This window comes from Cognaticolwellia aestuarii, from assembly GCF_002000025.1.
Taxonomy (GTDB): domain Bacteria; phylum Pseudomonadota; class Gammaproteobacteria; order Enterobacterales; family Alteromonadaceae; genus Cognaticolwellia; species Cognaticolwellia aestuarii.
Genome location: NZ_MUZV01000008.1, coordinates 72,444 through 97,271 on the forward strand (window position 1 = coordinate 72,444; position 24,828 = coordinate 97,271).

Here is a 24,828-nt window from a genome sequence, read left to right on the forward strand (position 1 = left end):
GTACATAGCGTTGTTAATTAATAATAAACATTTTAAGCTAATGTCATTAGAGTCATTCATACTTTCAATGGTCGTTATTTATTGGCTAAAGTAAACGTTGAACTGTGTTGAGCATACGACCATAAAATTGTTGTTAAAACAGCATATTAAAGTAGGAGAAATTAATGTCAGATAATAATTCGTCAGTAAAAAAGATATTACTTGTTGAAGATGACCGCCAGTTGTCAGATCTCGTCACTGAGTTTTTAGAAAGTGAAGGCTATCACGTTAAGCAAGAGTTTAGAGGTGATACAGTTGAAAAGCGCGTTGATAAATTTGTTCCAGACTTGATCATTTTAGACATCATGTTACCAGGAAAAGATGGCTTTGCTGTTTGTAAAGATCTGCGTCCTGACTTTAAAGGACCTATTTTAATGTTGACAGCCAAAGGCACTGATTTTGATCAAGTCTTGGGCCTAGAAATTGGCGCTGATGACTATGTTATTAAACCGGTTGAACCAAGAGTACTTCTTGCTCGTGTTAATGCGCTGTTACGTCGCGGTCAGTTACCGACAGACGGTAAAGAAAATGCTGAAATAGATTGCGGTAACTTACATATTAGTCGCGGCTCAAGGCAAGTTACTTTGCACGGTGAAAATATTGATCTTACGAGTCAAGAGTTTGATTTATTGTGGTTATTGGCGAGTCGTTCAGGCGAAGTGCAAAATCGTGATTATATTTATAAATCGGTTGTTGGGCGTGAATATGACGGCATGGATCGTAGTGTTGATGTTCGTATCTCACGCTTACGCAAAAAATTGCATGATAGTAATGAAACGCCATTTCGTATCAAAACTATTTGGGGCCAAGGCTATTTATTCGTACCAGACGCATGGAGCTAAGCATCATTATTCTGTTCAAACTGGTGGGTTGCAATAGCAACTCATCGGCCTTTATTTCTTCTTTTTAGGCACTTTAATGAAACTCGGTCGCTCATTTTTTAGTTTATACTTTCTGATCATCTCTATTTTTATTATCTTTTCTTGGATGCTTGATGAAGTTTGGAGTTCTTATCTTGAACAAGATATAGAATCATACACGGGTTATAAAAGTATGCTGCTGGCACTCTCCAATTATGTAGAGAAGCACCCTCAAGATGAATGGCAAGAAATTATTGCTGGGGCGGCAGAGCAATGGCAGTTACCATTAAAACTAATGTCTCAACAGCAAGTTAATGAGATAAGTCACCACAAACATGATGTCATCAGTGAAAACAATACCCATATTTATTATGATGATGACGCAGTCGAAATTCACCACGTGATTAATAACACAGCAACGGTCATAGTATTAGGGCCAGCAAAAATGCCAACCAGACCCCGTATGGAAGCATTAATTCGTGTTATTTTACTCGCCACATTAGCTTGTTTATTATTTTTTTGGTTACGACCACTTTCTCGTGACTTAGATCAGTTACGAAAAACAGCGATTGAATTTGGTCAAGAAAGTTTTGACGTAGTTGCGCCACAAGCAAGATCGACAATGACCGAGCCAATGGTGACCGCTTTCAATACGATGGCGAGCCGGATTAAGCGCTTAATAGATGCCCACAAAGAATTATCGACAGCAGTTGCTCATGAATTACGCACGCCTTTGGCGCGCTCTAAGTTTGCTTTACAGATGCTTGCTTGTACCGATGATAAAGTGAAGCAAGAAAAATATCGCACAGCTATTAGCAAAGATATTTGCGAGCTAGAACAATTAATTAGTGAAATGCTCATTTATGCAAGTTTTGATAATGAAAAACCAACCCTGAACTTCTTTGAAGAGTCGCTGGTTGAGATTGTTGAAAAGCAGGTGAGTAATTATCAACAATTTGAACAAAAGTTTACCGTTACCAACCTGATGGGTAATACAAAAGTAGAAGCAGATCGACATTTTATTAGCCGAGCTCTAAATAATTATATTTCTAATGCAATAAAATATGGCAACGGTGAAATCGATATAACGATTATGCAAGAGCAAGATCATTGTCAGATACGTGTTACTGATAATGGTGGTGGCGTTAATGATGATTTTAAATGCACTATCTTTGATGCTTTCTCACGTGGTGACACTTCGCGCAATAGAGAAACTGGTGGCTTTGGTTTAGGCTTAGCAATTGTTTGTCGGATAATGGAATGGCATGGGGGAAGTGCTTCAGTTATTGACAGTGAACAGGGCGGTGCAAGCTTTATTCTAAGCTGGCCAATTAAGCATGTTGCTAGTTAGTAGCCGGCTCTGTAAATTCTAAGTTAGTTCATGCTAATGTTATCACACTGCTAATATTCAAAAGTGATTGAACATAGCGCGTAATGTCATCTTGCATTGCAGCTAATGTAACTGAATTATTAACAGGAGTCCTTTAAGCACTGATCAAGCTTAAAGGGCTTTTTCTTACTCTCAATTCAATTCAGTTTAGTTAAAGCCAGTTCAATTTAATTCAATTCGTAATGCTCATTAACGCAGCAATACTGAGATAAAAAACTACGAGCAAAAAAAGCGAAAGCTTGCATAATGGTATCATATGCACTTTGCGGTGGTATCTGCATGCTACCTTCAATCTCCTTCGTGGTATGAGCTGAAAAATCAGTCTTAATCATTTGTTCACAGTCGCGCTTGAAAAGTTGAGTTTATTTTAGGCAATATTCTGTATTTATTAGAAAATTTATAAATTTTCCGCGATTAACACTAAAGTAATTTATCGTGTTGCCGATAAGGATATTATCGGTAGTAAACCAGTACATTATTTTGAAATCAGACGCTTTATCAAATGACATATTAGTGCATGAACTTCAGTTAGGCGAACAGCTTAATGAGAGTGTTCATCATGCACGCCGTGCTGATTTTGCTTTAATGATCGCTATGTTAACTGATGATGTTAGAGCTCATAGCCAGTTTAAATTACCACTAAGCACTAGCGAAGAAAAAACGACTTCAACTGAGCAACTTCGTAAACTCTTTCAGTTACCGGACGAAGCACCATTAGCATTAGCTGATATTGAAGGGGTAGCAGCATTTAACCAAGCCAGCTTAGTTGAAAATCAGCAATTAGATCAACTACGTTTAGTCAATACACTTAAACCAAAACCTTTAGCATTTCGTGATGATGCAAAATATGTCAATCAGCAGGTAATGACGAACACCAGTTTATATTGTCAGCAAAAACATCAACAGAAAAACGCAGCGCAAAGCCAACAAAGAGCTGAATTTAACGTCAATGCATGGCTAACGGCGGTGCAAACAACGATAGTAAAATCACCACTTATGGAAGTTTATGCTTAAAGGTTTTTTGCACAACACTGTTTAAACTTTTTTTTGCTACCACAAAAGCAATGTTCATTGCGTTTCGGTTTTTGTAAAGCTTGGCTGTCAGATACGTCACCATCAAGATAGCGCCAAAGACCCTGTTCCATAATAAAATTAGATGTTTCTCGCATGTGCCAAATTTGCCCTTGATGCTGATAAAAGGCTGAAAACTCGACTTGCGCATTTTGATGGTTAGCGAGGTCTTTTTCAAAATCGCTGACTTGATGAATCTCAAGTTTTAACCAATGTGTTTGCTCTGCCCATAAAGCGATATCGTCAATAGTTTGTTCGGCTTGGCTAGCACTAGCGTAAGTCATAAAAATGTATTTAGCTTGCCCAGTAGCATAGGCGCTGTAGCGCGATCGCATTAGCTGTTCAGGGGATGAGGCTGGTTTTTCTACCAAGATAATCGCTTGGCAACATTGAGAATAGGCTCGTTCGGAGCCGCAGGGACACAACATTAAGATCACCAATTAAAAACAATAGCCTAGTTTATCACAAATGCAGTTGGCCATTGAATAGTTTACTTGATGTAAACTCACTCATTGTGTTTGTAAAATAATCAGTTAATTACAATGATAACAGTATTTAACCAAAGTAAGCTTAATGTAATTGCTTTAGTTGCTGTGCTGTTTTTTGCAACAAAATACAGTGCGTTTCTCCTAAAGCAGCGCAGTGAGATATTTCCTTTAGTTGCGCTTCATTATAATGAGCGTTAGAGAGAATCATCGCTGAGCACGTACCTTTAAGTAAAGTATTTTTAATATGGTCTAAACTAACATTAACCTTACTAGCATTAACTTTTAAAATTCTTTCGGGGTTAATTTTACCCATAATAGATAATTGCTCTAATGAGTCATTTTCAGGGTTGATCATTAAAATCCACTTGTGATCATTATGATGGTTTTGACAAATATTTTGATAATGTGTAGATAAATCATAAGCATTGTTTACCTCGATAATATTACACCAATGACTAGATACGCCACTTTGACTCGGTTTTTTAATCGTAGAGTTTATAGCTAAGTTGTTGTTATCTAGTTTTAAATTTATTTTATTGATGTTAATCATTGTACTTACCTCGATATACTGTATGAATGTACAGTATATCGGTTTTGTTGCTATTTCAAGCATTATTTCAATATTTTTATTTCTGTATCGAAATCGATAACTTGAATAAAAGCTGAAATACATAGCGCGCTTATTGATCACGTCAAGATAGGCTTTCTGTCATTTTTTCATCAATAGTTGTTGTTCATTGCGGCCTATAACATGGAGGGCTGAATTTATTTTCGGTAATTTCTTAACTTAATTTAACTTGGCTTAACTGAACTGAACTGAACTGAACTTAAGTAAACGTTAAGAATTAACCGCTATTGTATTGAGTAACCTGACGATTGACGCACCATGACACCCTAGGCGTTTACATAGCGTTTTAAATTTGAAATGCATATGACTGAGAAAGCCATGAATGATTTACCATGCGATTTAGAGCATGTAGCTAAAACTAATAAAAGTATCGTGCCTACTGTCGCTTATTTGATGATTTTAATAAGCTATCTTTTTAGTCATGTCGTTGCAGCAAAGAGTATTGATGCACAACTGCAACAACTCAATGATAAATGGGCTCGTACCCATTTTGAATTAAATGGTCAGCACCAAACCAATGCTTTCGTTGAGCTTATTGAGCAGGTTGATATGCTCACCTTTAATCATCCAATGCAAGCTGATGCTTGGGCCTGGAGTGGTATGATTAAATCAACCTTTGCCCAGGTGAGCCATAGTTTAGTGGCTTTGTATTATATAAAAGCCGCTAAAAAAGATTTTGAACATGCCATTGAGTTAAATGCAAATGCATTGACAGGTACCGTGTATAGCCATTTAGGTATGCTTTATCATAAAGCACCTATCTGGCCTATTGCTTTTGGCGATGACGATATTGCCGAAATTTTGCTCAAAAAAGCGCTAGTTAATGCAGCTAATAATAAGCTCAGTAATTTATTTTATGCACAATACCTATTTAACGAGCGCCGATACCACCATGCTAAAAAACACTTACTAATCGCTAAACAAATACCGCTGCGGACTGATTGCTTGATTGAGGATAAGCATCGTCAAAGTGATGTTGAGTTATTATTAGCTCAGGTAGAGAAAATTATCGCTAGAGAGCCTAAACGCTAAATTTTTAGTCGTCACTAAATTATTTCGTATTAAGGGAAAGTGAACGGATAAATTTCTTGGTTATTAGCTTGGTTATTAGTTTAGCTCTCGGGCTTGATACTTACTGATTTTAATTGCGCTAAAGTAGGTTAGATAGTCATGTTTGTCGGCGGGTAATGTAACAGAAAAAATATAATTACGTTGTTTGGTAAATAGATTACTGAAAATTAAGGCTTTATAGGGCTATATTTTACCTCTATTATCATCAGTTGAGGTTATAATATATCTCATATTACTCGCTAGCAAATTTTGTGCTGTGAACATCATTATGACAAGGTGCAAGCGCTTAGCTTGATGATGAGCTATGACTTCATCAGCTGTTTTTCAATTATTTCGCGAGACTGAACACTCGTTAAAACAAGTAAGTTAATTAACTTAATTAAGTCAACAAGGTTTTAAGATAATCATATGAGAATTTTACTCGTTGAAGATGATTTGCCCTTAGCACAAGCATTGCAACAATCATTACGTCACGAAGGTTTTGTTATTGATCACGTTGCAACAGGCAAAGATGCGATAACGGCATTGGCTGTTAATGTTCATGATATGGCGATTTTAGATTTAGGTTTGCCTGACATGGATGGCTTATTGGTGTTGAAGCAGCTTAGAGCTAAAAAGCAAGCAACACCGGTTATTATTCTTACTGCGCGAGATACTATTGAGCAGCGTGTTCAAGGGCTTGATTTTGGTGCTGATGACTATTTAGTTAAACCATTTGATATTAGTGAGCTGCTTGCTCGATTGCGCGTTATAGAGCGCCGGTTAGGTACGGCAGATAGTGCCATTATCGCAATATCAACAGTTAAACTTGATAGTGCAGCTCATAAAGTTTTTATTGCAGATCAAATGCTTAATTGTTCCAAAAAAGAATATATGGTGTTAAAAGCACTTATGGAAAATGCCGGACGAATACAATCGAGAGAGCAAATTGAATCGCGCCTGTATGAATGGGGTGAAGAGGTTATGAGCAACGCTGTTGAGGTGCATATTCATAATTTACGCAAAAAATTACCGGAAAAATTTATTCAAACGGTGCGTGGTGTTGGTTACACCATCAATAAGGTGTAAAGCTGAGTATGTCTATTCGCCGTTACTTAGTGCTGATGTTGCTATCCATTATCACCTTAGTGATCTTTGTGTCTGCAATTGAAGGCTATAAAGCGAGCATGAATAAAGCAGAAAGCTTATTTGACGATGAACTTGTATCGTTAGCTCAAGTTATCAGTGCTATAGAGCTACCTAAAGGCATTATTAAGCATAAAATAACCAGTAACTTTGCATATCAAGTTATTGTCGATAATCAGGTTGTTAGTCATAGTGAGAATGCGCCTGAATATTTGATCCACGAACTCAGCTCCGGCTTTAAAAAAGTCAATTTTTTAGGCAAACGCTGGCGTACCTATAGCGAAAAATCCAGCGACAATGCTATGGCTAATGAATGGGTTATAATTGCTCAACCGTTGAAACAACGCTTTGACTTAGCTGAAAGCATTATTTTATCTGCGGTTACGCCGATTATCGTTGTGATGCCACTACTAGCACTTATAATCTCGTTGGCCGTAAGGCAAGGTTTGAAACCATTAACATTACTCACCCGAGCATTAAAAAACAAAAAGGCAAACGATCTGAGCCAATTATCAATAAACTCTGCTAACGAACTTGCGCCAGTTATTGCCACATTAAACGAATTATTTTTAAGGCTTTCATTAGCATTTGAGCGTGAAAAACAGTTTGCTTCAGATGCTGCGCATGAGCTGAGAACACCGCTCAGTGTGCTAAAAATTAATCTGCATAACTTGCAGCAAAGCTACCTCGATGCCATGCCTAAAGCCGACAATAGCACCACAGTCACGTTACAAGCCTTACCTTTTGAGCAATTAGAGCACAGTGTTGAGCGTATGGCGCATGTGGTTGATCAAATTCTGACGTTGAACCGAACGAATCCAGAACAAATTTTGGCTGAAAGTGAGCGACTTAATTTACAAACACTCTCTCAAGCATGTATTAGTGAACTCTACCCTTATATTGCCAGTCGTGGTCATGATATTGAACTTAAAAGTCAAGCCGCCACTATTTTTGGTAATCGTTTTGCCATCAGCATCTTATTGAAAAATTTGATTGCTAATGCCGCTAAATATACGCCAGATCATGGCAAAATATTGGTGTCTTGTTGGCAAAATAATCATGGTGTTATTCTGCGGGTCGAGGATTCCGGACCAGGCATTGCGCCAAGTGAATATCAACGTGTATTTGACCGTTTTTATCGGGTTGGAGGAGATAGCCATAATTCAAACATTATTGGTTGTGGTTTAGGCTTGTCGATTGTTAAGCATATTGTACAATTGCATCAAGCAAATATTAGCTTGAGTGTATCTGAGACATTAGCAGGGTTATGTGTTGAAGTGATCTTTAGTCATGAAGACAATACGCGTATGAATAAAATTGACAAAAATAATCAAAAAAATGCCGATGATCGCCAACAAAATGTTCCGTCGACAGTAGGGCGCGTTTAATGGTAAACGTTCGAAGTAAATTTGTTCAAGGCGTTATTGTCGCTTTTATTCTGTTGTCCTTACCGAGCTTAGCTAAGCGACCGGAATTTCAACTGATCCTTAAAAACCACCTTTTTTATCCCGCAGAAATAGAAATTCCAGCCAACACCAAAGTAAAGTTGATTATCCATAATCAAGATCAGACACCTGAAGAGTTTGACAGTTTTGACCTTAATCGAGAAAAAGTGATTTTTCCGCAAAAAAAAGCGGTTATTTTTATTGGTCCCTTATTACCTGGGCGTTATGAATTTTTTGGTGAGTTCAACCCTAATAGCGCCCAAGGTGCAATTGTTGTTAAGTCAAGCAAGCTAAACGCGAAGGTCAACCAAAACACACTCATTGATGCAACAGCGTTAAGTTCAAACAGCCCAGATAAACCTGTTACACAGCAGGCGCTGGTTAAGGAGCTTAACCGTGCTGATTAATACTATCATTCTGTTTTTACGTGATGCCTTACCAATATTTGTAATCAGCACTATTTTAATTTCCTTATTGCAACACCAGGGTATAAAGCCAATATGGTATTTTATTGCTGCGGGCGTTAGCGTGATCTTTAGTTTTTTATTACTAACCGCTATTGATGATATTTCGCACACCATTGATAGCACAGGGCGTGAGTGGCTTTATGCGTGCCTCTATATTATTTGTTATTTTATCGCATTAGTACTACTGATGCAGTTACCCAAAATGCAAGGGCAATTAAGTACGCGACAACATTGGAACATTTGTCTTTGTGCTGGCAGTTTAATGGTCATAGTGATAACGCTCAACAGTGCAAATTTTTTGATTTATATTACCGGCTACTGGTTCCAAAATAATGCCTCAAATGTGCTGGTTGCTGGCGTTATTCTCGGGGGCGGAATTTGCGCAAGTATTGCCGTATTACTGTACTTTTTGATGGCCTTTATTGAACGTTATTGTCGAGTGATTGCTCAGTTTTTACTGATATTTTTTAGTGCTGGTTTGTTAATGAAAGCCACGAATTTACTGATACAAATTGATATCTTATCAAGTGAACGTTTTTTGTGGGACTCAAACCATATTATTATCGAAAATTCAGAATTAGGGCAGTTGTTAACTGTTTTTGTTGGCTATGATGCTACGCCAACAATGTTGCAGTTATTACTTTATTTATCAGCTATTTTTATAGCATTTGGTTTGATGTTTTTACCTACTGTTATTAGTAAGCAAAGCCTCACCATAACCCTACCTAAGGAGGCTGCGTAATGCGTTGTCATAGGTTAATAAGTCTGCTGCGGATTATTTTCTTTAGCCTGGTCGTCGTTTTCAACCATACTGCAGTCGCAGATGGTGTCGTTGTTGATAAGGTGTATCATCCTTATGTGCTACCTAACGAGCGTGAATTTGAATGGCGCATGTTGTCACATCAAAATGATGATGGTAATAGCTTAGGGCACAGGTTAGCGTACGGGCAATCGCTAACTGAGCACCTTATGATTGAAGTTTATCTTGTTGGTGAGCGAGACAGTACCGGTGATTTTGGTCTATCTGCTTATGAAGTGGAAACACGGTGGATGATAACTGAGCAAGGTGAATATTGGGCTGATTGGGGCATGCTTCTTGAAGTTGAAAAGGAGCATAAGTTGGATATTTGGGAAGTTACCACCGGTTTATTATTTGAAAAAGAATTTGGCCGAAATAGTTTAGCGCTCAATGCTTTCTTAATTTATGAAACCGGCGGCGATATCGAAAGTGAATTTGAAGGTGAGTTTCGTTTGCAATACCGTTATCGTTGGTTACCGCAAGTCCAACCCGCGATTGAATTTTATATGGGTGAGGACTACACCGGTATCGGTCCGGCATTTATGGGTATCCAAAGGTTTGAAGGACAAAAGCAATTGAAATGGGAGGCTGGCTTTATAACGGGATTAAATGGTGACAGTAAAGATCATATTTTGCGTGTAGCTATTGAATATGAGTTTTAAGCATCGGATGATAAAAATACAGCTATTTCGTCAACTGGTATGGGGGTTGTTTGCATTCTCCCTGCTGACTTTTTCGCTAGGCATTAGTTGGCAAGTGAGTAAAGTGAATAATTTTTTTTATGGGGTTTGGTATCAAGTATTAGACATACATCAAGTGGTCGATAAAAGTGTTCCGAGAAACACCCAAGGCAAGCGTGATTTCCCAATAGATGACATTAAATTACACCAAGAAAAATTTGCTGATATTGTTACGGCTATTCACCACCATGGTGTTGGTTTAGCTGACATAACTTATACAAACAAACAATTTAAGCTACGAAAGCTTCTAACGGCTAGTGAGGTAGAGCACCTGCAAGATGTCGCTAACCTGCTTGATAATATTAACCATTTTTGGTTAGGTAATTTATTTGTTTTCTTAGCTTTAGCTTTATTTTATTGTCAGCAACTTAAAGTGCTTGCTATCGAAAAAGGACAATTATTAACGGACAATTCGAGTAGGGTAATGCCCACAACTAAACAAAAAGCGCTCACGGTGTTGATATTACTTTTAGCGGTGCTGGTATTACTTGCAAGCGTTGGTTTTACGAAAGTTTTTTATTACTTGCACACGGTTGTGTTTCCACTTGATCATCAGTGGTTCTTTTATTACAAAGACTCGCTAATGGCAACACTGATGAAAGCGCCAGATATTTTTGCCGCTATTGCGTTACAGTTGTTGAGTGTTGCTTTAGTCATTGCCGTCATTATTGACACGGTAATTAGTCGTTATCAGCGCAATTTAAACGTTCAATAGGCTTAATTTCAACGGCAGTGGACTAAGGTATATTGCCTGACTAAGCCTAAATGACTTACTGAGTTCACTGTTATTTATTAAGACTGGCGAGTTCTTCAATACGGTATTGCGTTAACGTGATATAACATTTTTTGTAGGCGGCAGCTGCGTGGGGATCCGGCGCAAGTACTAAATATTGCCAACGACAGTTATTTTCTCGATAACTGATAAAGTTACGTTGTGAACGTTTAAACATATTAAGTGAAGCATGACGACCATTATGAGCCGCCAGCTCTTCTAATATAAAGGTTTGATTGTTTATCCAGGTTTGAAGCTCACGATCTTTCTTTTCTTTTACACTATCGAGACACCTTGATATATCGTCAGTGGTGGCCATTTTTTCTTCACAGCTAGCGATGGTGTTTTTCGCCATCACATTACCAGATAATAGTAAACTGGCGAACAATATATATGTGTTAAGTGCTTTATAATTCATGAAGTAAAATTTACTGCTTATGCTGGAAGTACTTTTTTGTACGGTTTAACGGTAACGTTTTTATAAACACCCGCGGCGATGTAGGGGTCTTGGTCTGCCCATTGTTGCGCTGCAACTAAGCTGTCAAATTCGGCAATAATCACCGAGCCAGTAAAGCCAGCATCACCAGGGTTTTCACTGTCAATTGCAGGACAAGGGCCAGCAACTAACAATTTACCTTGTGCTTGTAAGGCACGTAATCGATCTAAATGATCTTCACGAACTGACAAACGCAGCGCTAAACTGTTTTCAACATCTTCACTATAGATAATATAAAACATTTTTCCATCCAAAATTATTGTTTAATTAACCGCGATCAATAATCGCTACTTTTTGTTTGTTTGTGCATGCTCATCAGGCATATATTTATATAAAGATAACACTGAGCCGATGGCGAATATAAAGGTTAATGCCGTCAGGCCAAACACTTTAAAATTAACCCATGTTTCTAAGCTAAAGTTAAATGCGATATACCAATTTAGTAGACCACAGACGGCGAAAAAAATGGCCCAAGCAAGATTTAATTTATCCCAAATGTGTTCAGGTAAAGTTAGTGCTTCGCCTAAAAACTCTTTGATAATATTTTTATTAAAAACTTTCTGGCTGATAATCAACGCAATAGCAAAAAAACCTTGAATAATCGTCACTTTCCATTTCAAAAAAGTATCGTCATGCATATAAATAGTTAGGCCGCCAAAAATGGCAATTAAGCCAAAGAAAATTAAATTTCTCTTCGGTATTGGCTGCTTTTTTATGATGAAATAAGTAATTTGAATCGCTGATGCAAGAATTAAGGAGGCCGTAGCCCAATAAATATCAGTAAATTTATAGAAAATGAAGAAAATAACTAACGGTATATATTCTAAAAATGCGTGCATAAGCTCGATATCAAAAATAACAATGCGTCGATTCTATCCAATGCTAAGCCATACGCCAAACTATTTCACGCCCGAAAAGAGCATAGTCGTTAAATAGCAGTGTTTTTGCAAACTATAAATAAGGTTGTAAAAACACTGCGGTTAAAGCTTTAACTTGCTTGATAACCAAAAGGGTCATCAATTGAGTAAGACGGTTCGGTAAACCATTTAGCGCCGGTTTCGGTCATATAGAAATGATCTTCTAAACGAACACCAAATTCATTGGGCAATACCAACATGGGTTCGTTTGAAAAACACATGCCCTTAGCTAATGGTGTTCTATCACTGCGTATTAGGTAAGGCCATTCGTGAATATCTAAGCCAATACCATGGCCTGTTCTGTGTGGGCAACCCGGCGTTTCATAGTCAGGGCCCATATTTTGGCTTGCGATATAATTTCTTGCAGCAACATCAACATCCCCACATGGCACACCTATGTTAGCAGCATCAAAAGCCGCTTTTTGTGCTAGCTTTTCTACCATCCACATTTCGCGTTGGCGTTGGCTTGGCTCACCAAAAACATAAGTGCGGGTAATGTCTGAATTGTAGCCCTCAACCTGGCAGCCGGTATCAATTAACACCATGTCATTTTTTTCTAAGCGTTTAGGTGATTTTACGCCATGCGGGTAAGAAGAGTCTTCACCAAACAGTACAATACAAAAATATGAACCCGCAGTTGCACCTACTTTACGGTGTGCTTGGTCGATAAAAGTAGTCACTTCTTGGGTGGTAATTCCAACACGTAGAATGCGCGCGGCGGCTTTATGTACCTCAAGAGTCATGTTTTTTGCTTGCTGTAATAAAGCTATTTCAGTATCTGACTTCGCTGCTCGACAGCCTGCTGTTACACATTTTGCATCAATCAGCGTTAAGTCAGGTGCCGCTGTTTTGATGCCGTCGACTATAAAAAATGCTGTTGATTCATCAATGGCAATCCGGCCGGCATTGATGCCCATGTCAGACAAGGTTTGTCGAAATAATAGATATGGGCTTTCATGCTCTTGCCAGCCTTTGATTTCGCCCTTAACGCTCATATATTGGTTTAGGGTATTCACTTCAAAGAAAGGCGTGATATATTTGATGTCACCTTGCTGAGGAATAATAGCGCCAACCATACGCTCACTGGCATACCATCGAGTACCGGTGAAGTAAAACAAGTTAGTACCAGCATTAACATAAGTGGCTGCAATATTGTTTTCAACCATAATAGCTTGTGCTTTAGCTATGCGTTGCTTAAATTCATCTGCTGTGATTGTGTTAACGTTACTGGTCATATTGACGAGTTTTTCTAATTCAATTTTTGCGGTAGAGCCACCAACACCTATTGTCATATTTACGCCTTATAAAAGTTACTTAATTTAGGTATATTTTATACAATAAAAGATAATATGTATCGAATTAAATTTTAGAAAATTAACAACTAGGAAATTTATCTTAAGTTGCTGCGGTCAGTTTTGATAAGCTTCAATGCTAAACCCTAGCTATGACAACCCATTAACAAAGGAGCATTTATGCGCAAAAAAGTACAATTTATCAGTGGTGAACATAAACTCAGTGGTTTGCTAGAAAGTCCTGAATCTGAAGTTAAGTTCTACGCCTTATTTGCTCATTGCTTTACCTGTGGTAAAGATATTGCTGCCGCATCGCGCATTAGCCGAGCTTTGGTAAGTAAAGGTATTGCGGTTTTAAGGTTTGATTTTACTGGTTTAGGTAACAGTGATGGTGATTTTGCCAACAGTAATTTTTCTTCTAACATACAAGACTTGATTGCTGCTGCAGAATTTTTACGCACAGAATATCAAGCGCCGCGCTTGTTAATTGGTCATAGCTTGGGCGGTGCAGCGGTACTTGGTGTTGCCCAGCATGTAGCAGAAGCAGCTGCAGTGGTAACTATTGGTGCGCCATCTGATGCCGCGCATGTTGCCCATAACTTTGCTTTGCAACTTGATGATATTGAACAAAACGGTAAAGCAGAAGTTAATTTGGCTGGCCGCGTTTTTACCATAGAAAAACAATTTTTAGATGATATTAAGCGTTACGACACCAGTCATATAAGTCAGTTACGAAAAGCGCTGTTGGTTATGCATTCACCAATAGATGCAACGGTGAACATCAGTGAAGCTGAAAAAATATATCAAGCAGCTTTGCATCCAAAAAGCTTTGTTAGTTTGGACGATGCTGATCACCTGTTAACGAATAAACGCGATGCCGAATATGCTGCTGATGTTATTGCCGCTTGGGCTGGACGATATATAGTTGCTGAAGCTGATGAGCTGAACAAAAATGATGCTAAGGGCGCTAGTATTCATCGTCAAGTCACTAAAGGCCATGTTATTGTGGAAGAAAAAAATCATAAGTTCACCCAACATGTCAGCACCAATAGCCATTATTGGCTAGCTGATGAGCCAGAAAGTGTCGGCGGTAATAATATGGGGCCAGATCCCTACGAGCATTTACTAGCGGGCTTAGGTGCTTGCACGGCCATGACCTTACGTATGTACGCGACACGAAAAGGCTTAGCTATAAAGCATATTAACGTTGAGCTAAGGCACGATCGTAATTATCAACAAGATTGTCAGCAGTGTGAAAATAAAACACAAGGCATTGAAGCGATAGTACGTGAAATTAGTTTTATCGGTGAGCTTGATACCGAGCAACAAGCGCGATTTTTAGCCATTGCTGATAAATGTCCGGTACATAAAACACTGCACAATAATGTCAAGGTGGTGAGTCAATTGCGAGCTCAATAGCTACGTTGTTGTGCAATGAAATTTGTCCCTAAACTTGTCGATAACGAACTACGTTAGGTACAAGTTTTAGGGATAAATTTTAGGTACAAGTTTCACGTAAATATGACACTTATTGTTACTGGCTAGATTTGCTGTCTTGAGCGCAGCAATTAATCTTTAATACCCCCCATACACAGGTATTTAATCGCTAAATAATCATCTAAGCCATATTTAGAGCCTTCACGGCCACTACCTGATTGTTTTACGCCACCAAATGGTGCCGCAACATTGGAAATTAAACCTTCATTAATACCCACCATGCCATACTCCAATGCCTGTGCAACTCGCCAAACACGACCAATATCACGCGCATAAAAGTAAGCGGCTAAACCATATTCGGTATCGTTTGCCATGGCAATAACATCACTTTCACTCTCAAAAGCAATAATGGGTGAAACCGGGCCAAAAACTTCGTTGCGCGCTACAGGCATATCTGGCGTTACTTGGGTCAAAATGGTTGGTTGAAAAAAGTTTCTGCCGGCCTGGTGGCGCTTACCACCGGCATGTAAGATTGCACCTTGCTGTATCGACTTTTCAACTAATTTAGCTACATTATCAACGGCTTCAGTTGAGATCATGGGGCCAATTTGTATATTGTCATTAATACCATTACCGACATGTAAGTTATTAACAGCACTTGTAAATTGTTCAGTAAAACTGGCTAAAACTTCTTTTTGAACAAAAATACGGTTTGTACATACACAAGTTTGACCTGCATTTCTGTACTTCGAGTTGATCGCGCCTTTGACCGCTTCTGCAATATCAGCGTCATTAAAGACAATAAAGGGCGCATTACCACCAAGCTCCATCGAGACCTTTTTAACCGTTGAGGCACATTGCTTGATCAGGCTTTTGCCGACAGCTGTTGAGCCCGTAAATGTAAATTTAGCCACATCAGTATCCGTGGTAAATACTTCGCCAATCGCTCGAGCATCTTGACCAACGACGACATTGAATACACCAGCAGGAATACCTGCTTGTTCAGCCAACTCTGCCATTGCTAGTGCTGACAAAGGTGTTTGCGCTGCAGGACGTACCACAAATGTACAGCCAGCCGCTAGCGCTGCAGCGGCTTTACGGGCAATCATTGCATTGGGAAAGTTCCACGGTGTGATTGCAGCAACCACACCAACGGCTTGTTTAATGACCAGTATTTTTTGATCTGCTGACAAGCTAGGTATGGTATCACCGTAAACACGTTTACCTTCTTCAGCAAACCATTCAATAAAACCCGCTCCGTAGGCTATTTCTCCTTGGGCTTCAGCTAAGGGTTTGCCTTGCTCTAAAGTCAGTATACGAGCGAGATCGTCCTGATGCTCCATCATCAAGTTAAACCAGTTACGTAACAACTTTGCGCGTTCGTGTGCAGCCATGTCCGCCCAGGCTCTGAAAGCTTTTTTAGCGGCCTGTATAGCCAATTTAGCGTCGTTTTCGCCCGCATCAGACACTTGTGCTAGTACCTCGTTTGTTGCAGGATTTGAGACCGTAAATGTCACATCAGATGCGTGCCACTGACCGTTAATGTATGAGCTGGTTTTAAGTAATGCGGATTGTTTAATTTTTTGCAAAATATTCTCCTTAACTTAATGAGGTAAAAATTATTGGAAAAGTGTTCACAAGCTCGCTGATTATTTAAGCATGCTTGAAGAGGTGTTATAAACTACCTCGGTAATATTGCTGTTAAAGCTGTTCTATCTGTTAACGATAAATTATCATAATTAGGCAAGTTACATGAGAGTTTTTCAGCACAACTTATAAAATTTAAGGTTTTGAAATGTCAGAAGCGTTAAAAGGTATTAAAGTAATTGACTTAAGCCGAATTTTGGCTGGACCTTGGGCATCGCAAATGTTGGCGGATATGGGCGCAGAGGTGATTAAAGTTGAACGCCCTAAAACAGGCGATGATACCCGACATTGGGGGCCTCCTTTTATCAAGGCCGCTAATAATCAACAACCTGCCCAAGCGGCATATTATCACTGTGCAAACCGTAACAAACAATCAATTGCTATCGACATCACTCAACCAGAAGGACAACAAGTGATCAAAGATATGATCGCTAAAGCCGATGTTCTGATAGAAAACTATAAAGTGGGTGGCCTTGAAAAGTATGGCTTGAGCTATCAGCAGGTTAAATTACTTAACCCTCAATTGATTTATTGTTCAATTACCGGCTTTGGTCAGCAAGGGCCTTACGCGCACAAAGCCGGCTACGATGCGATGATCCAAGGTGAGGGGGGCTTAATGAGCTTAACTGGCGCCGCTGATGGTGAGCCAATGAAAGTGGGCGTTGCCGTAGTTGATGTTATGACCGGACTTTATAGCGCTAACGCTATTCTTGCGGCATTGCTCGCGAAAACACATACCGGTAAAGGTCAGCATATTGATATTGCCTTACTTGATGTACAAGTTGCCACTTTGGCCAATCAAGGCATGAATTATTTGGCCACAGGACAAAACCCCGAACGTTTCGGCAATGGCCACCCTAATATCGTGCCATACCAAACCTTTGCCACTCAAAATGGCAGTTTAATATTAGCCGTAGGTAATGACCTGCAATTTAAAAAGTTTTGCCAAGCTGCACAATGTCATGAATTAGCCAGTAATACATTATTTAAAACCAACCAACAAAGAGTCGAAAATCGCGCTGCGCTTATCCCCATACTGGCTAGTATTATTGCGAAGCACAGTACTGATTATTGGGTTGCCACTTTAGAAGCAATAGCGGTGCCTTGTGGCCCAGTGAATACTTTAGCGCAAGTGTTTAATCATCCGCAGGTGCAGCATCGCAATATGGTTAGGCAACTGCCTGATGAAAATGGCGAATTGATCAACACCATTGCTTCACCAATAAACTTGTCAGAAACGCCATTGCAATATAAACATGCGGCGCCAAACATTGGCCAACATAGCGAACAAATTTTAACGCAATTTTTGCAATATAATGAAGAACAAGTCGCTACGTTATTAGAAAATGATACTGTCGCTTGATTGACTATCTTGGTCGTTCGACGCTAAAACTGGTTTGCTGGTTTGTTTAGTAGGTAAAAATGTATAAATTAATTTGCTTGATTGCGTTGGGCGCGATAGTGATGTCGTTAAGTTTATTCGCCGCACGTGATACACCCCATACAAGCAGGCTGCTCAATGGCGAGTTTCAAAACAGTGAAATTGTTTTTCACAGCTCCTTGGCTGATATGTGGAATATAGTAAAGCAGTCTTGGCAAGCCAAAAGAGCTGAGCCAGTACCCACAAAAATAATCCCTGTTGAGAGCATAACAACGGCGAATTTACTGAAGGAGACTAACGACGTACTTTATCGCCTTAGTCATTCAACATTACTGATAAAATTGCACAGTAAATTTATCTTAATAGACCCTATTTTTAGTGAACGGGCATCGCCTGTACAATGGGCTGGGCCAAAACGTTTTCATCAACCGCCAATGAGTGTTGCACAACTACCAAATATAAGCGCGGTTATTATTAGCCATGATCATTATGACCACTTAGACCAAGAAACTATTTTGCAGCTCGCCGATAAAGTGGATTACTTCGTCACGCCGCTAAAAGTGGGTGAACATTTGCGAGATTGGGGTATTGCAGAAGATAAAATTATTGAATTTGATTGGTGGCAAACCCGTCAATTTTCGCATTTCAAATTGACCGCAACACCAGCGCAGCACTTTTCAGGCCGTGGATTATTCGACAGAAACGAAACGCTTTGGGCAAGCTGGGTAATTGAGTCAAAAGATACAAAGCTATTTTATAGCGGCGACGGCGGCTACTTTTCGGGTTTTAAAGAAATTGGCCAACGCTTAGGCCCGTTCGATTTTACCTTAATGGAAACAGGCGCCTATAACACGCTATGGCAAGAAATACACATGACACCAGAGCAAAGCTTGCAAGCGCATCTTGATTTAAAAGGCAAATATATCATTCCAGTACACAATGCAACCTTTGACTTAGCTGTGCATGACTGGTTTGAACCGCTTGAGCGTATTACAGCGTTAGCAAAGGCGCAGCAGGTAAACGTATTAACGCCACGTTTTGGTGAGATGGTGCTACTTAAAAACCCTAAAAAAACCATGGCGTGGTGGCAGCAAGTAATGGCAATACCATCGGTTGCTGTTAGCCAATAGCGATTAAGTAAAAGCGATTAGCTAGGAGGTATGAATCAGAAGGTATGAATCAGAAGGTATGAGTCATACGTTATTAGCCAGCAGCAAATAGTCAATTCAAATGGCTATTTACTATTGGCACTAAATATCCTCAGCCTAGCGTGACTACATAATTATTAAAGGCTAGCATTATACTCAACATAGCGAGCCGACTCATAGCGAGTCAACTAATAGCCAGTAAAATAATCCCACGCTAATGAATTCTGTTTAGCGAATAATTCGGTTATATATAGGCTAAAAGTACTTGAGCGAGAAACAATGACTACCCATGTTTACACCCTAAATAATATAACAATGGCGGCCTTTTATGAATAATTCAGCACTGTCAGTTCTTAATACTGTTTTTGGCTATGCCGAGTTTAGAAAGCCCCAAGATGAAGTGATTAACACGGTTATCAACGGTAACAATGCACTTGTGCTTATGCCTACCGGTGGCGGTAAATCTTTATGTTATCAAGTGCCGGCGCTTATTCGCTCAGGTTGCGCTATTGTTATATCGCCATTAATTGCCTTGATGCAAGATCAAGTCAATGCCTTAACGCTGCTTGGTGTTAAGGCCAGCTTTTTAAACTCATCCCTCGATCACCAGCAAGCCAATAATGTTGAGCAGGCCCTAATGCAAGGGCAGTTAGACCTACTCTATATTGCCCCTGAGCGTTTAACTCAGCCGCGCATGTTATCACTGCTACAACAATGCAATATTGCTTTATTTGCCATCGATGAGGCCCATTGTGTTTCACAATGGGGGCACGACTTTAGAGCCGACTACTTGCAGCTATCGTTACTACCTCAGCAGTTCCCATTGGTGCCACGCATAGCCTTAACTGCAACCGCGGATCCCAGAACCCACAAAGAAATCAGTGAAAAATTACAGCTTGACGATGCTAAGCATTTCGTTGCCGGTTTTGACCGACCCAATATTCAATATCGCATTGGTCAAAAAGCAAATGCTCGTCAACAGTTACTCAATTTTATTCGCCACGAGCATGCACACGATGCCGGTATTATTTATTGTTTATCACGTAAAAAAACCGAAGAAACCGCCAACTGGCTATGCCAACAAGGTTTACAGGCACTGCCGTATCATGCGGGTTTACCTAACGAGGTTAAAGAGCTGCATCAAAACAGATTTTTAAGAGAAGATGGCCTGATCATCGTTGCCACTATTGCCTTTGGTATGGGTATCGATAAGCCCGATGTGCGTTTTGTTGCACACCTTGATTTACCTAAAAGCATTGAATCGTACTACCAAGAAACCGGCCGAGCAGGGCGCGATGGTCAAGCAGCAAACGCCTGGATGGTTTATGGCTTGCAAGATGTTATTAAATTAAAACAAATGTTAGACAAATCACAAGCCCCCGAGCAACAAAAACGTATTGAGCGCCAACGACTTGATGCCATGTTAGGGCTTTGTGAAATAACCACGTGTCGTCGACAAACACTGCTGCATTATTTTGCTGAGCACTTGGCCAAGCCCTGCGGAAACTGTGATACCTGCATTACACCCGTTGAAAAATGGGATGGCACCGATGCCGCGCGAAAAGCACTAAGTTGTGTCTATCGTAGCGGCCAACGCTTTGGGGTTAATCACCTCATTGATATTTTATTGGGTAAAAACAGCGCAAAAATAACGCAATTTCAACACCAACAACTCACTACCTTTGGTATTGGCACCGAGCTAGACACTAACCAATGGCATTCGGTGTTCAGGCAACTGGTTTCTCGCGGCTATATTTACGCTGATATGGATAGCTTTGGCGCATTTAAATTGACCGATAAATGCCGGCCCTTATTGCGGGGTGAAGAAAGCGTTGAACTGCGAAAAGACAATACCCAGCTAAGCAAAAAACAAAACGCGAGAAAATCATCAAAATCAAAAGTAAAAGCTAATGTACCAGAGCATGCAGAGCCGTTATGGCAAGCACTACGAGCATTACGCAAAAAATTGGCTGACGAGCATGGTATTCCACCTTTTACGGTATTTCATGACAGTGCCCTAATTGACATGATCACCACCAAGCCGGGTAATCGAGAGCAACTGTTAGCGATAAGTGGTGTTGGCGTTAGTAAACTAGACAAATACGGGGATCAATTCTTAGCGGTGCTCAGCGAGTTCGATGCGTAATCACTTCAATTATCATCGATAATTGATGTCTCGTTTTACAGCCAGCTAGCTGTCATCAGGCTTTCAACTTGAGATTATTTAATGGTAAAAATAACGCTAGATAAGTGTTCTTTTATGTAGTGTTGTCGTATTTTGTTCTGGTTTAATGGCATAGGACACTTTGATTAAGGATAATATCATCATTACTTGAGGTGTTTTATGCATCAAAAACAACAATACAAAACTTACACTAAAGCTTTCAAAGAAGAGGTTGTAGCTTTTTTGTTCCATATCAAATCATTTACATTGATCAATTTGACATTGTTTTCATTAGATCAGATAAAGGGCTAGTGACGCCATCAGCACCACATTCAATCACATGAGTGTAAATTTGTGTTGTTCTAATGTCAGTATGGCCTAATTGCTCTTGCACTGTGCGAATATCAGCTCCTCGTTGTAATAGGTGTGTAGCAAAAGAGTGACGTAATGTATGACAAGTAATATTCTTTTTTATATGGGCTTGCTTAGCTGCTTTTTTTACGACTTTTCTTATCGATGTTTCATTTATATGATGTCGTCTAAGCGCATTAACTTTAGGGTCTATACTGAGTCTTTTTGAAGGAAATAAATAATGCCATCCTAACTCTTTTCGTGCGTTTGGGTATTTCCTACTGAGTGCGAAAGGCAAATACACCCCTTGATAATCAGGTTTTTTAAAGTCACCATTAAAAAGTAATTCAACGCTATTTATTTGCATCTTTAATGCATCAACAAGCTCTTTTGCCAATGTCACGCAGCGGTTTTTTCCTCCCTTACCTTGCCATACTCTTACCGTGTAAAAATCAAAGTCTATATCTTGTACTCTTAAACGAACAGCTTCCATTAATCGTAGGCCGCTACCATACATAAGTTGACAAATTAATTGATAGTTAGCGTCAATTTGTACAAGCAGTGCTGATACTTCTTTTTGAGTTAGTACGACAGGTAATTTTTGCTGAATATGGCTTTTATTAAAATTCAATTCCAAGGTTAACTCATTTTTAAGTACATATTTGTACATAAACGATAAGGCATTCAATGCTAACGCCTGTGTTTTAGGTGCCACATTGATAACATTAGACAAGTGAGAGAGAAAATACTCAACTTCACGATTATGGCAAGTGCTCGGGTGTCGCTTATTATTAAAAATGATAAACGCTTTTATCTAATATAAATAAGACTCGATAGTGCGTTTTGCATATCTTTTTGTCCACATCTGCTCTTTAATATGAGTAAGAAAAAGAGAGCTCATATAGTTATCCTTATTTATTTTGTTACGTCATAAATTGTGCTGTATATTTATACAGCTCAGTGTGGTTTCCTGCTTTCATCCAATAAAAAGGAAATATTCTCGTTTATGTCTTTGTCATAACGAAATGTTTTATTAGTAACTTATTGTAGATAGGGAACAAATCGGGTATGTTTTGATTATCTTAAAATATGAAAGAAGGATTTTTTCCTTGTTTAAACAAGGATTTTTTCCTCATAATAAGCTGTTATGTTTTTCATGAGAGTCCTGTATGTTAATTTACCATTACACAAGCGTAGATACTTTTATGAAAGTCCTTGATAGCCAATCTTTATGGGCTTCAGATCTTTCAAAAATGAATGATCCTCAGGAGTTCATATTTGGCATAAAGTTGATCGAGAATCTTTTTAAAAGTAAATTTCCTGATTTATTTGATTGGTTTGAAACTAATCATTTTTTGGGCAACGAAAATGAACAACTTCTATTAGGCTGTTCATTTTCTGAAAATCCAGATGATTTAAGTCAATGGAGAGCTTATGGCGATGATGGAAAAGGTGTAGTTATTGGTATTGATAAAGCCATCTTGAGTTCGAATAACACAACAGTTATCCCTTCATTTTATAAAGGTGATGAAAGAAAAGTTAGTTTTGTTCAATTTCATGAGGTTATATACTCTCAGAAAGCATTTGAAGATTCTGTTGCCAAATTACTAGATAGTATAGGTGACTTCATTACTGACAGAGTTGAAAGTTACAAACTATCCATTGGACTTTCAAGATTAGCTGCTTCATTCAAGTCTGACTTCTATAAAAATGAGCAAGAAGTAAGAGCTATAATCGAGCATTCAAAACGTTCAGAGTTATATTTAGACGAATCACTAAAAAAGCATAAATTATTTGATTTAAACTTTCGTACATCGAAATTTGGATTAACTCCTTTTTGTAATGTGAGCCTTGGTAATAAAGATGGTACTTCAATAAAAACCGTTAGCTTAGGGCCTAAGTGTAATATTTCAAAAGGTGATATGGAGTTTATGCTTTTAGCTACAGGTTATCAGGATGTCAATGTTACAACTTCTGATGGTCAGTATAGATAAAAACATAACAAGAAATTAAACAAGGACAAAAAACAGTTGGCTTTTGCTCCTTCGTCGCTATTTTAGCCAACAATTTTTAGCCTGTTAATTGGGCGTTAGCATTACAACAATATAAAGGACACCCATCCTAAATTGAACTAACCTAGTCTGTCTACTAAGCTCAAATGACCCTTTCTTATTTATGTCAGGTGCGTGATCGTAGATATAAAGGACACCCATCCCAAATTGAACTAACCTAGTCTGTGTACTAAGCTCAAATGACCTTTTCACATTTATATCAGATACGTGATGACTAGCCCCAGAAAGCAACAAATCAGTTTAGTGGATACACCTTACTATCACTGTATGACACGCTGTGTCAGGCGTGCGTTTTTATGTGGTGAAGATAAGCACTCAGAGAAAAATATAAAGGACACCCATCCTAAATTAATATAAAGGACACCCATCCCAAATTGAACTAACCTAGTCTGTGTACTAAGCTCAAATGACCTTTTCTCATTTATATCAGATACGTGATGACTAGCCCCAGAAAGCAACAAATTAGTTTAGCAGATACACCTTACTATCACTGTATGACTCGCTGTGTCAGGCGTGCCTTTTTATGCGGTGAAGATAAGCACTCAGGGCAAAGCTTTGAACATCGGCGAGGGTGGATAGAAGATAAATTACATTTCCTCACCACGGTTTTTGCTATTGAAATGTGTGCTTATGCGGTGATGAGCAATCATTATCATGTGGTGGTATTTGTTGATGAAGACAAAGCCAAGCAATGGAGTATGAATGAGGTACTTGAGCGCTGGCATCGGTTGCACAAAGGTACGCTATTAACCCAGCAATACCTCAATGGCGATACGCTCGCAGAGCCACTACTGGATATGGTGAATACTACGGCTGATATATATCGCCAGCGCCTTATTGACGTCAGTTGGTTTATGCGTGAAATTAATGAAAAAATAGCACGTCAGGCGAATCAAGAAGATGATTGCAAAGGCCGGTTTTGGGAAGCACGCTTTAAATCCCAAGCACTGTTGGATGAAACAGCGCTAGTGGCTTGTATGGCTTATGTTGACTTAAACCCTGTTCGCGCCAATATCGCTGACACGCCA

Annotated in this window: 23 protein-coding genes and 1 pseudogene; 16 read left to right on the forward strand and 8 right to left on the reverse strand. The window is 39.1% G+C overall.

Going from position 1 to position 24,828, the window contains the following annotated elements:
- Positions 1-164: 164 nt before the first annotated feature.
- The 3 genes from B0169_RS13200 to B0169_RS13210 all read left to right on the forward strand — a co-directional run bounded on the left by B0169_RS13200 (position 165) and on the right by B0169_RS13210 (position 3,303).
- Positions 165-881: a response regulator gene (locus B0169_RS13200; RefSeq protein WP_077286506.1), complete on the forward strand. Its 717-nt coding sequence runs from the start codon at positions 165-167 to the stop codon at positions 879-881.
- A gap of 76 nt (positions 882-957) precedes the next feature.
- Positions 958-2,250, forward strand: coding sequence for an ATP-binding protein (locus B0169_RS13205; RefSeq protein WP_077286508.1), 1,293 nt, complete (start codon positions 958-960; stop codon positions 2,248-2,250).
- Between the two features lie 519 nt (positions 2,251-2,769).
- The gene (locus B0169_RS13210) at positions 2,770-3,303 is read left to right on the forward strand and encodes a VC2046/SO_2500 family protein (RefSeq protein ID WP_235838569.1); all 534 of its coding nucleotides are present in this window, start codon (positions 2,770-2,772) and stop codon (positions 3,301-3,303) included.
- Here B0169_RS13210 and B0169_RS19395 read toward each other — a convergent pair.
- Both B0169_RS19395 and B0169_RS13220 read right to left on the reverse strand, forming a co-directional pair.
- The gene (locus tag B0169_RS19395) at positions 3,300-3,788 is read right to left on the reverse strand and encodes a YchJ family protein (protein ID WP_077286510.1); all 489 of its coding nucleotides are present in this window, start codon (positions 3,786-3,788) and stop codon (positions 3,300-3,302) included. The two genes, B0169_RS13210 and B0169_RS19395, sit on opposite strands and share 4 nt — an antisense overlap.
- Positions 3,789-3,930: 142 nt before the next feature.
- Entirely contained in the window at positions 3,931-4,398 is a 468-nt protein-coding gene (locus B0169_RS13220; RefSeq protein ID WP_077286512.1) for a hypothetical protein, read from the reverse strand.
- A 381-nt stretch (positions 4,399-4,779) separates the two neighbouring features.
- Between B0169_RS13220 and B0169_RS13225 the strand changes: the two genes are divergently transcribed.
- The 7 genes and pseudogenes from B0169_RS13225 (at position 4,780) to B0169_RS13255 (ending at position 10,838) form a co-directional block, all read left to right on the forward strand.
- Positions 4,780-5,508, forward strand: coding sequence for a hypothetical protein (locus tag B0169_RS13225; RefSeq protein WP_085328675.1), 729 nt, complete (start codon positions 4,780-4,782; stop codon positions 5,506-5,508).
- Positions 5,509-5,955: 447 nt separating this feature from the next.
- Positions 5,956-6,615: a response regulator gene (locus tag B0169_RS13230; protein WP_077286516.1), complete on the forward strand. Its 660-nt coding sequence runs from the start codon at positions 5,956-5,958 to the stop codon at positions 6,613-6,615.
- A gap of 8 nt (positions 6,616-6,623) precedes the next feature.
- Complete coding sequence (locus B0169_RS13235) at positions 6,624-8,060, forward strand: sensor histidine kinase (protein ID WP_077286518.1); 1,437 nt, start codon at positions 6,624-6,626, stop codon at positions 8,058-8,060.
- Positions 8,060-8,398, forward strand: a pseudogene (locus B0169_RS13240) (cupredoxin domain-containing protein); the annotation flags it as partial. The gene B0169_RS13235 and the pseudogene B0169_RS13240, both read left to right, overlap by 1 nt.
- Positions 8,399-8,513: 115 nt before the next feature.
- A complete protein-coding gene (locus tag B0169_RS13245; protein WP_077286522.1) occupies positions 8,514-9,326 on the forward strand; it encodes a hypothetical protein in 813 nt (270 codons plus the stop codon).
- Complete coding sequence (locus tag B0169_RS13250) at positions 9,326-10,045, forward strand: hypothetical protein (protein ID WP_077286524.1); 720 nt, start codon at positions 9,326-9,328, stop codon at positions 10,043-10,045. The genes B0169_RS13245 and B0169_RS13250 overlap by 1 nt, the downstream gene beginning before the upstream one ends.
- Positions 10,035-10,838 carry a lipoprotein intramolecular transacylase Lit gene (locus tag B0169_RS13255; RefSeq protein ID WP_077286526.1) on the forward strand — a complete coding sequence of 268 codons (804 nt, stop codon included), beginning with the start codon at positions 10,035-10,037 and terminating at the stop codon, positions 10,836-10,838. Before B0169_RS13250 ends, B0169_RS13255 begins: the two co-directional genes overlap by 11 nt.
- 70 nt (positions 10,839-10,908) lie before the next feature.
- Here B0169_RS13255 and B0169_RS13260 read toward each other — a convergent pair whose 3' ends face one another.
- From B0169_RS13260 to B0169_RS13275, 4 genes are all read right to left on the reverse strand, one after another.
- Positions 10,909-11,250, reverse strand: a complete 342-nt coding sequence (locus tag B0169_RS13260) for a lysozyme inhibitor LprI family protein (RefSeq protein WP_158077090.1) — start codon at positions 11,248-11,250, stop codon at positions 10,909-10,911.
- A gap of 80 nt (positions 11,251-11,330) precedes the next feature.
- Positions 11,331-11,633, reverse strand: a complete 303-nt coding sequence (locus B0169_RS13265; protein ID WP_077286530.1) for a YciI family protein — start codon at positions 11,631-11,633, stop codon at positions 11,331-11,333.
- Between the two features lie 45 nt (positions 11,634-11,678).
- Complete coding sequence (locus B0169_RS13270; protein WP_077286532.1) at positions 11,679-12,230, reverse strand: septation protein A; 552 nt, start codon at positions 12,228-12,230, stop codon at positions 11,679-11,681.
- A 149-nt stretch (positions 12,231-12,379) separates the two neighbouring features.
- Positions 12,380-13,600, reverse strand: coding sequence for a M24 family metallopeptidase (locus B0169_RS13275; protein ID WP_077286534.1), 1,221 nt, complete (start codon positions 13,598-13,600; stop codon positions 12,380-12,382).
- A 180-nt stretch (positions 13,601-13,780) separates the two neighbouring features.
- On the opposite strand from B0169_RS13275, the gene B0169_RS13280 reads away from it, so the two are divergent.
- Entirely contained in the window at positions 13,781-15,019 is a 1,239-nt protein-coding gene (locus tag B0169_RS13280; RefSeq protein WP_077286536.1) for a bifunctional alpha/beta hydrolase/OsmC family protein, read from the forward strand.
- 149 nt (positions 15,020-15,168) lie between these two features.
- Here the strand turns inward: B0169_RS13280 and B0169_RS13285 are convergent, their stop codons facing one another.
- On the reverse strand, positions 15,169-16,626 hold the full coding sequence (locus B0169_RS13285; protein ID WP_077286539.1) for an NAD-dependent succinate-semialdehyde dehydrogenase: 1,458 nt from the start codon (positions 16,624-16,626) through the stop codon (positions 15,169-15,171).
- A gap of 206 nt (positions 16,627-16,832) precedes the next feature.
- Here B0169_RS13285 and B0169_RS13290 point away from each other — a divergent pair, with 206 nt between their 5' ends.
- The 3 genes from B0169_RS13290 (at position 16,833) to recQ (ending at position 21,359) form a co-directional block, all read left to right on the forward strand.
- Positions 16,833-18,047, forward strand: a complete 1,215-nt coding sequence (locus B0169_RS13290) for a CaiB/BaiF CoA transferase family protein (protein WP_077286541.1) — start codon at positions 16,833-16,835, stop codon at positions 18,045-18,047.
- Between the two features lie 59 nt (positions 18,048-18,106).
- Entirely contained in the window at positions 18,107-19,195 is a 1,089-nt protein-coding gene (locus B0169_RS13295) for an MBL fold metallo-hydrolase (protein ID WP_077286543.1), read from the forward strand.
- Between the two features lie 346 nt (positions 19,196-19,541).
- The gene (gene recQ / locus B0169_RS13300) at positions 19,542-21,359 is read left to right on the forward strand and encodes a DNA helicase RecQ (RefSeq protein WP_077286545.1); all 1,818 of its coding nucleotides are present in this window, start codon (positions 19,542-19,544) and stop codon (positions 21,357-21,359) included.
- Positions 21,360-21,648: 289 nt separating this feature from the next.
- Here the strand turns inward: recQ and B0169_RS13305 are convergent, their stop codons facing one another.
- The gene (locus B0169_RS13305) at positions 21,649-22,542 is read right to left on the reverse strand and encodes an integron integrase (RefSeq protein WP_412842140.1); all 894 of its coding nucleotides are present in this window, start codon (positions 22,540-22,542) and stop codon (positions 21,649-21,651) included.
- 391 nt (positions 22,543-22,933) lie between these two features.
- Between B0169_RS13305 and B0169_RS13310 the strand changes: the two genes are divergently transcribed.
- Together B0169_RS13310 and B0169_RS13315 are read left to right on the forward strand one after the other, a co-directional pair.
- Entirely contained in the window at positions 22,934-23,722 is a 789-nt protein-coding gene (locus B0169_RS13310; protein ID WP_158077091.1) for a DUF2971 domain-containing protein, read from the forward strand.
- Between the two features lie 515 nt (positions 23,723-24,237).
- A partial coding sequence (locus tag B0169_RS13315) for a transposase (RefSeq protein ID WP_412842136.1) occupies positions 24,238-24,828 on the forward strand: 591 nt, incomplete at its 3' end.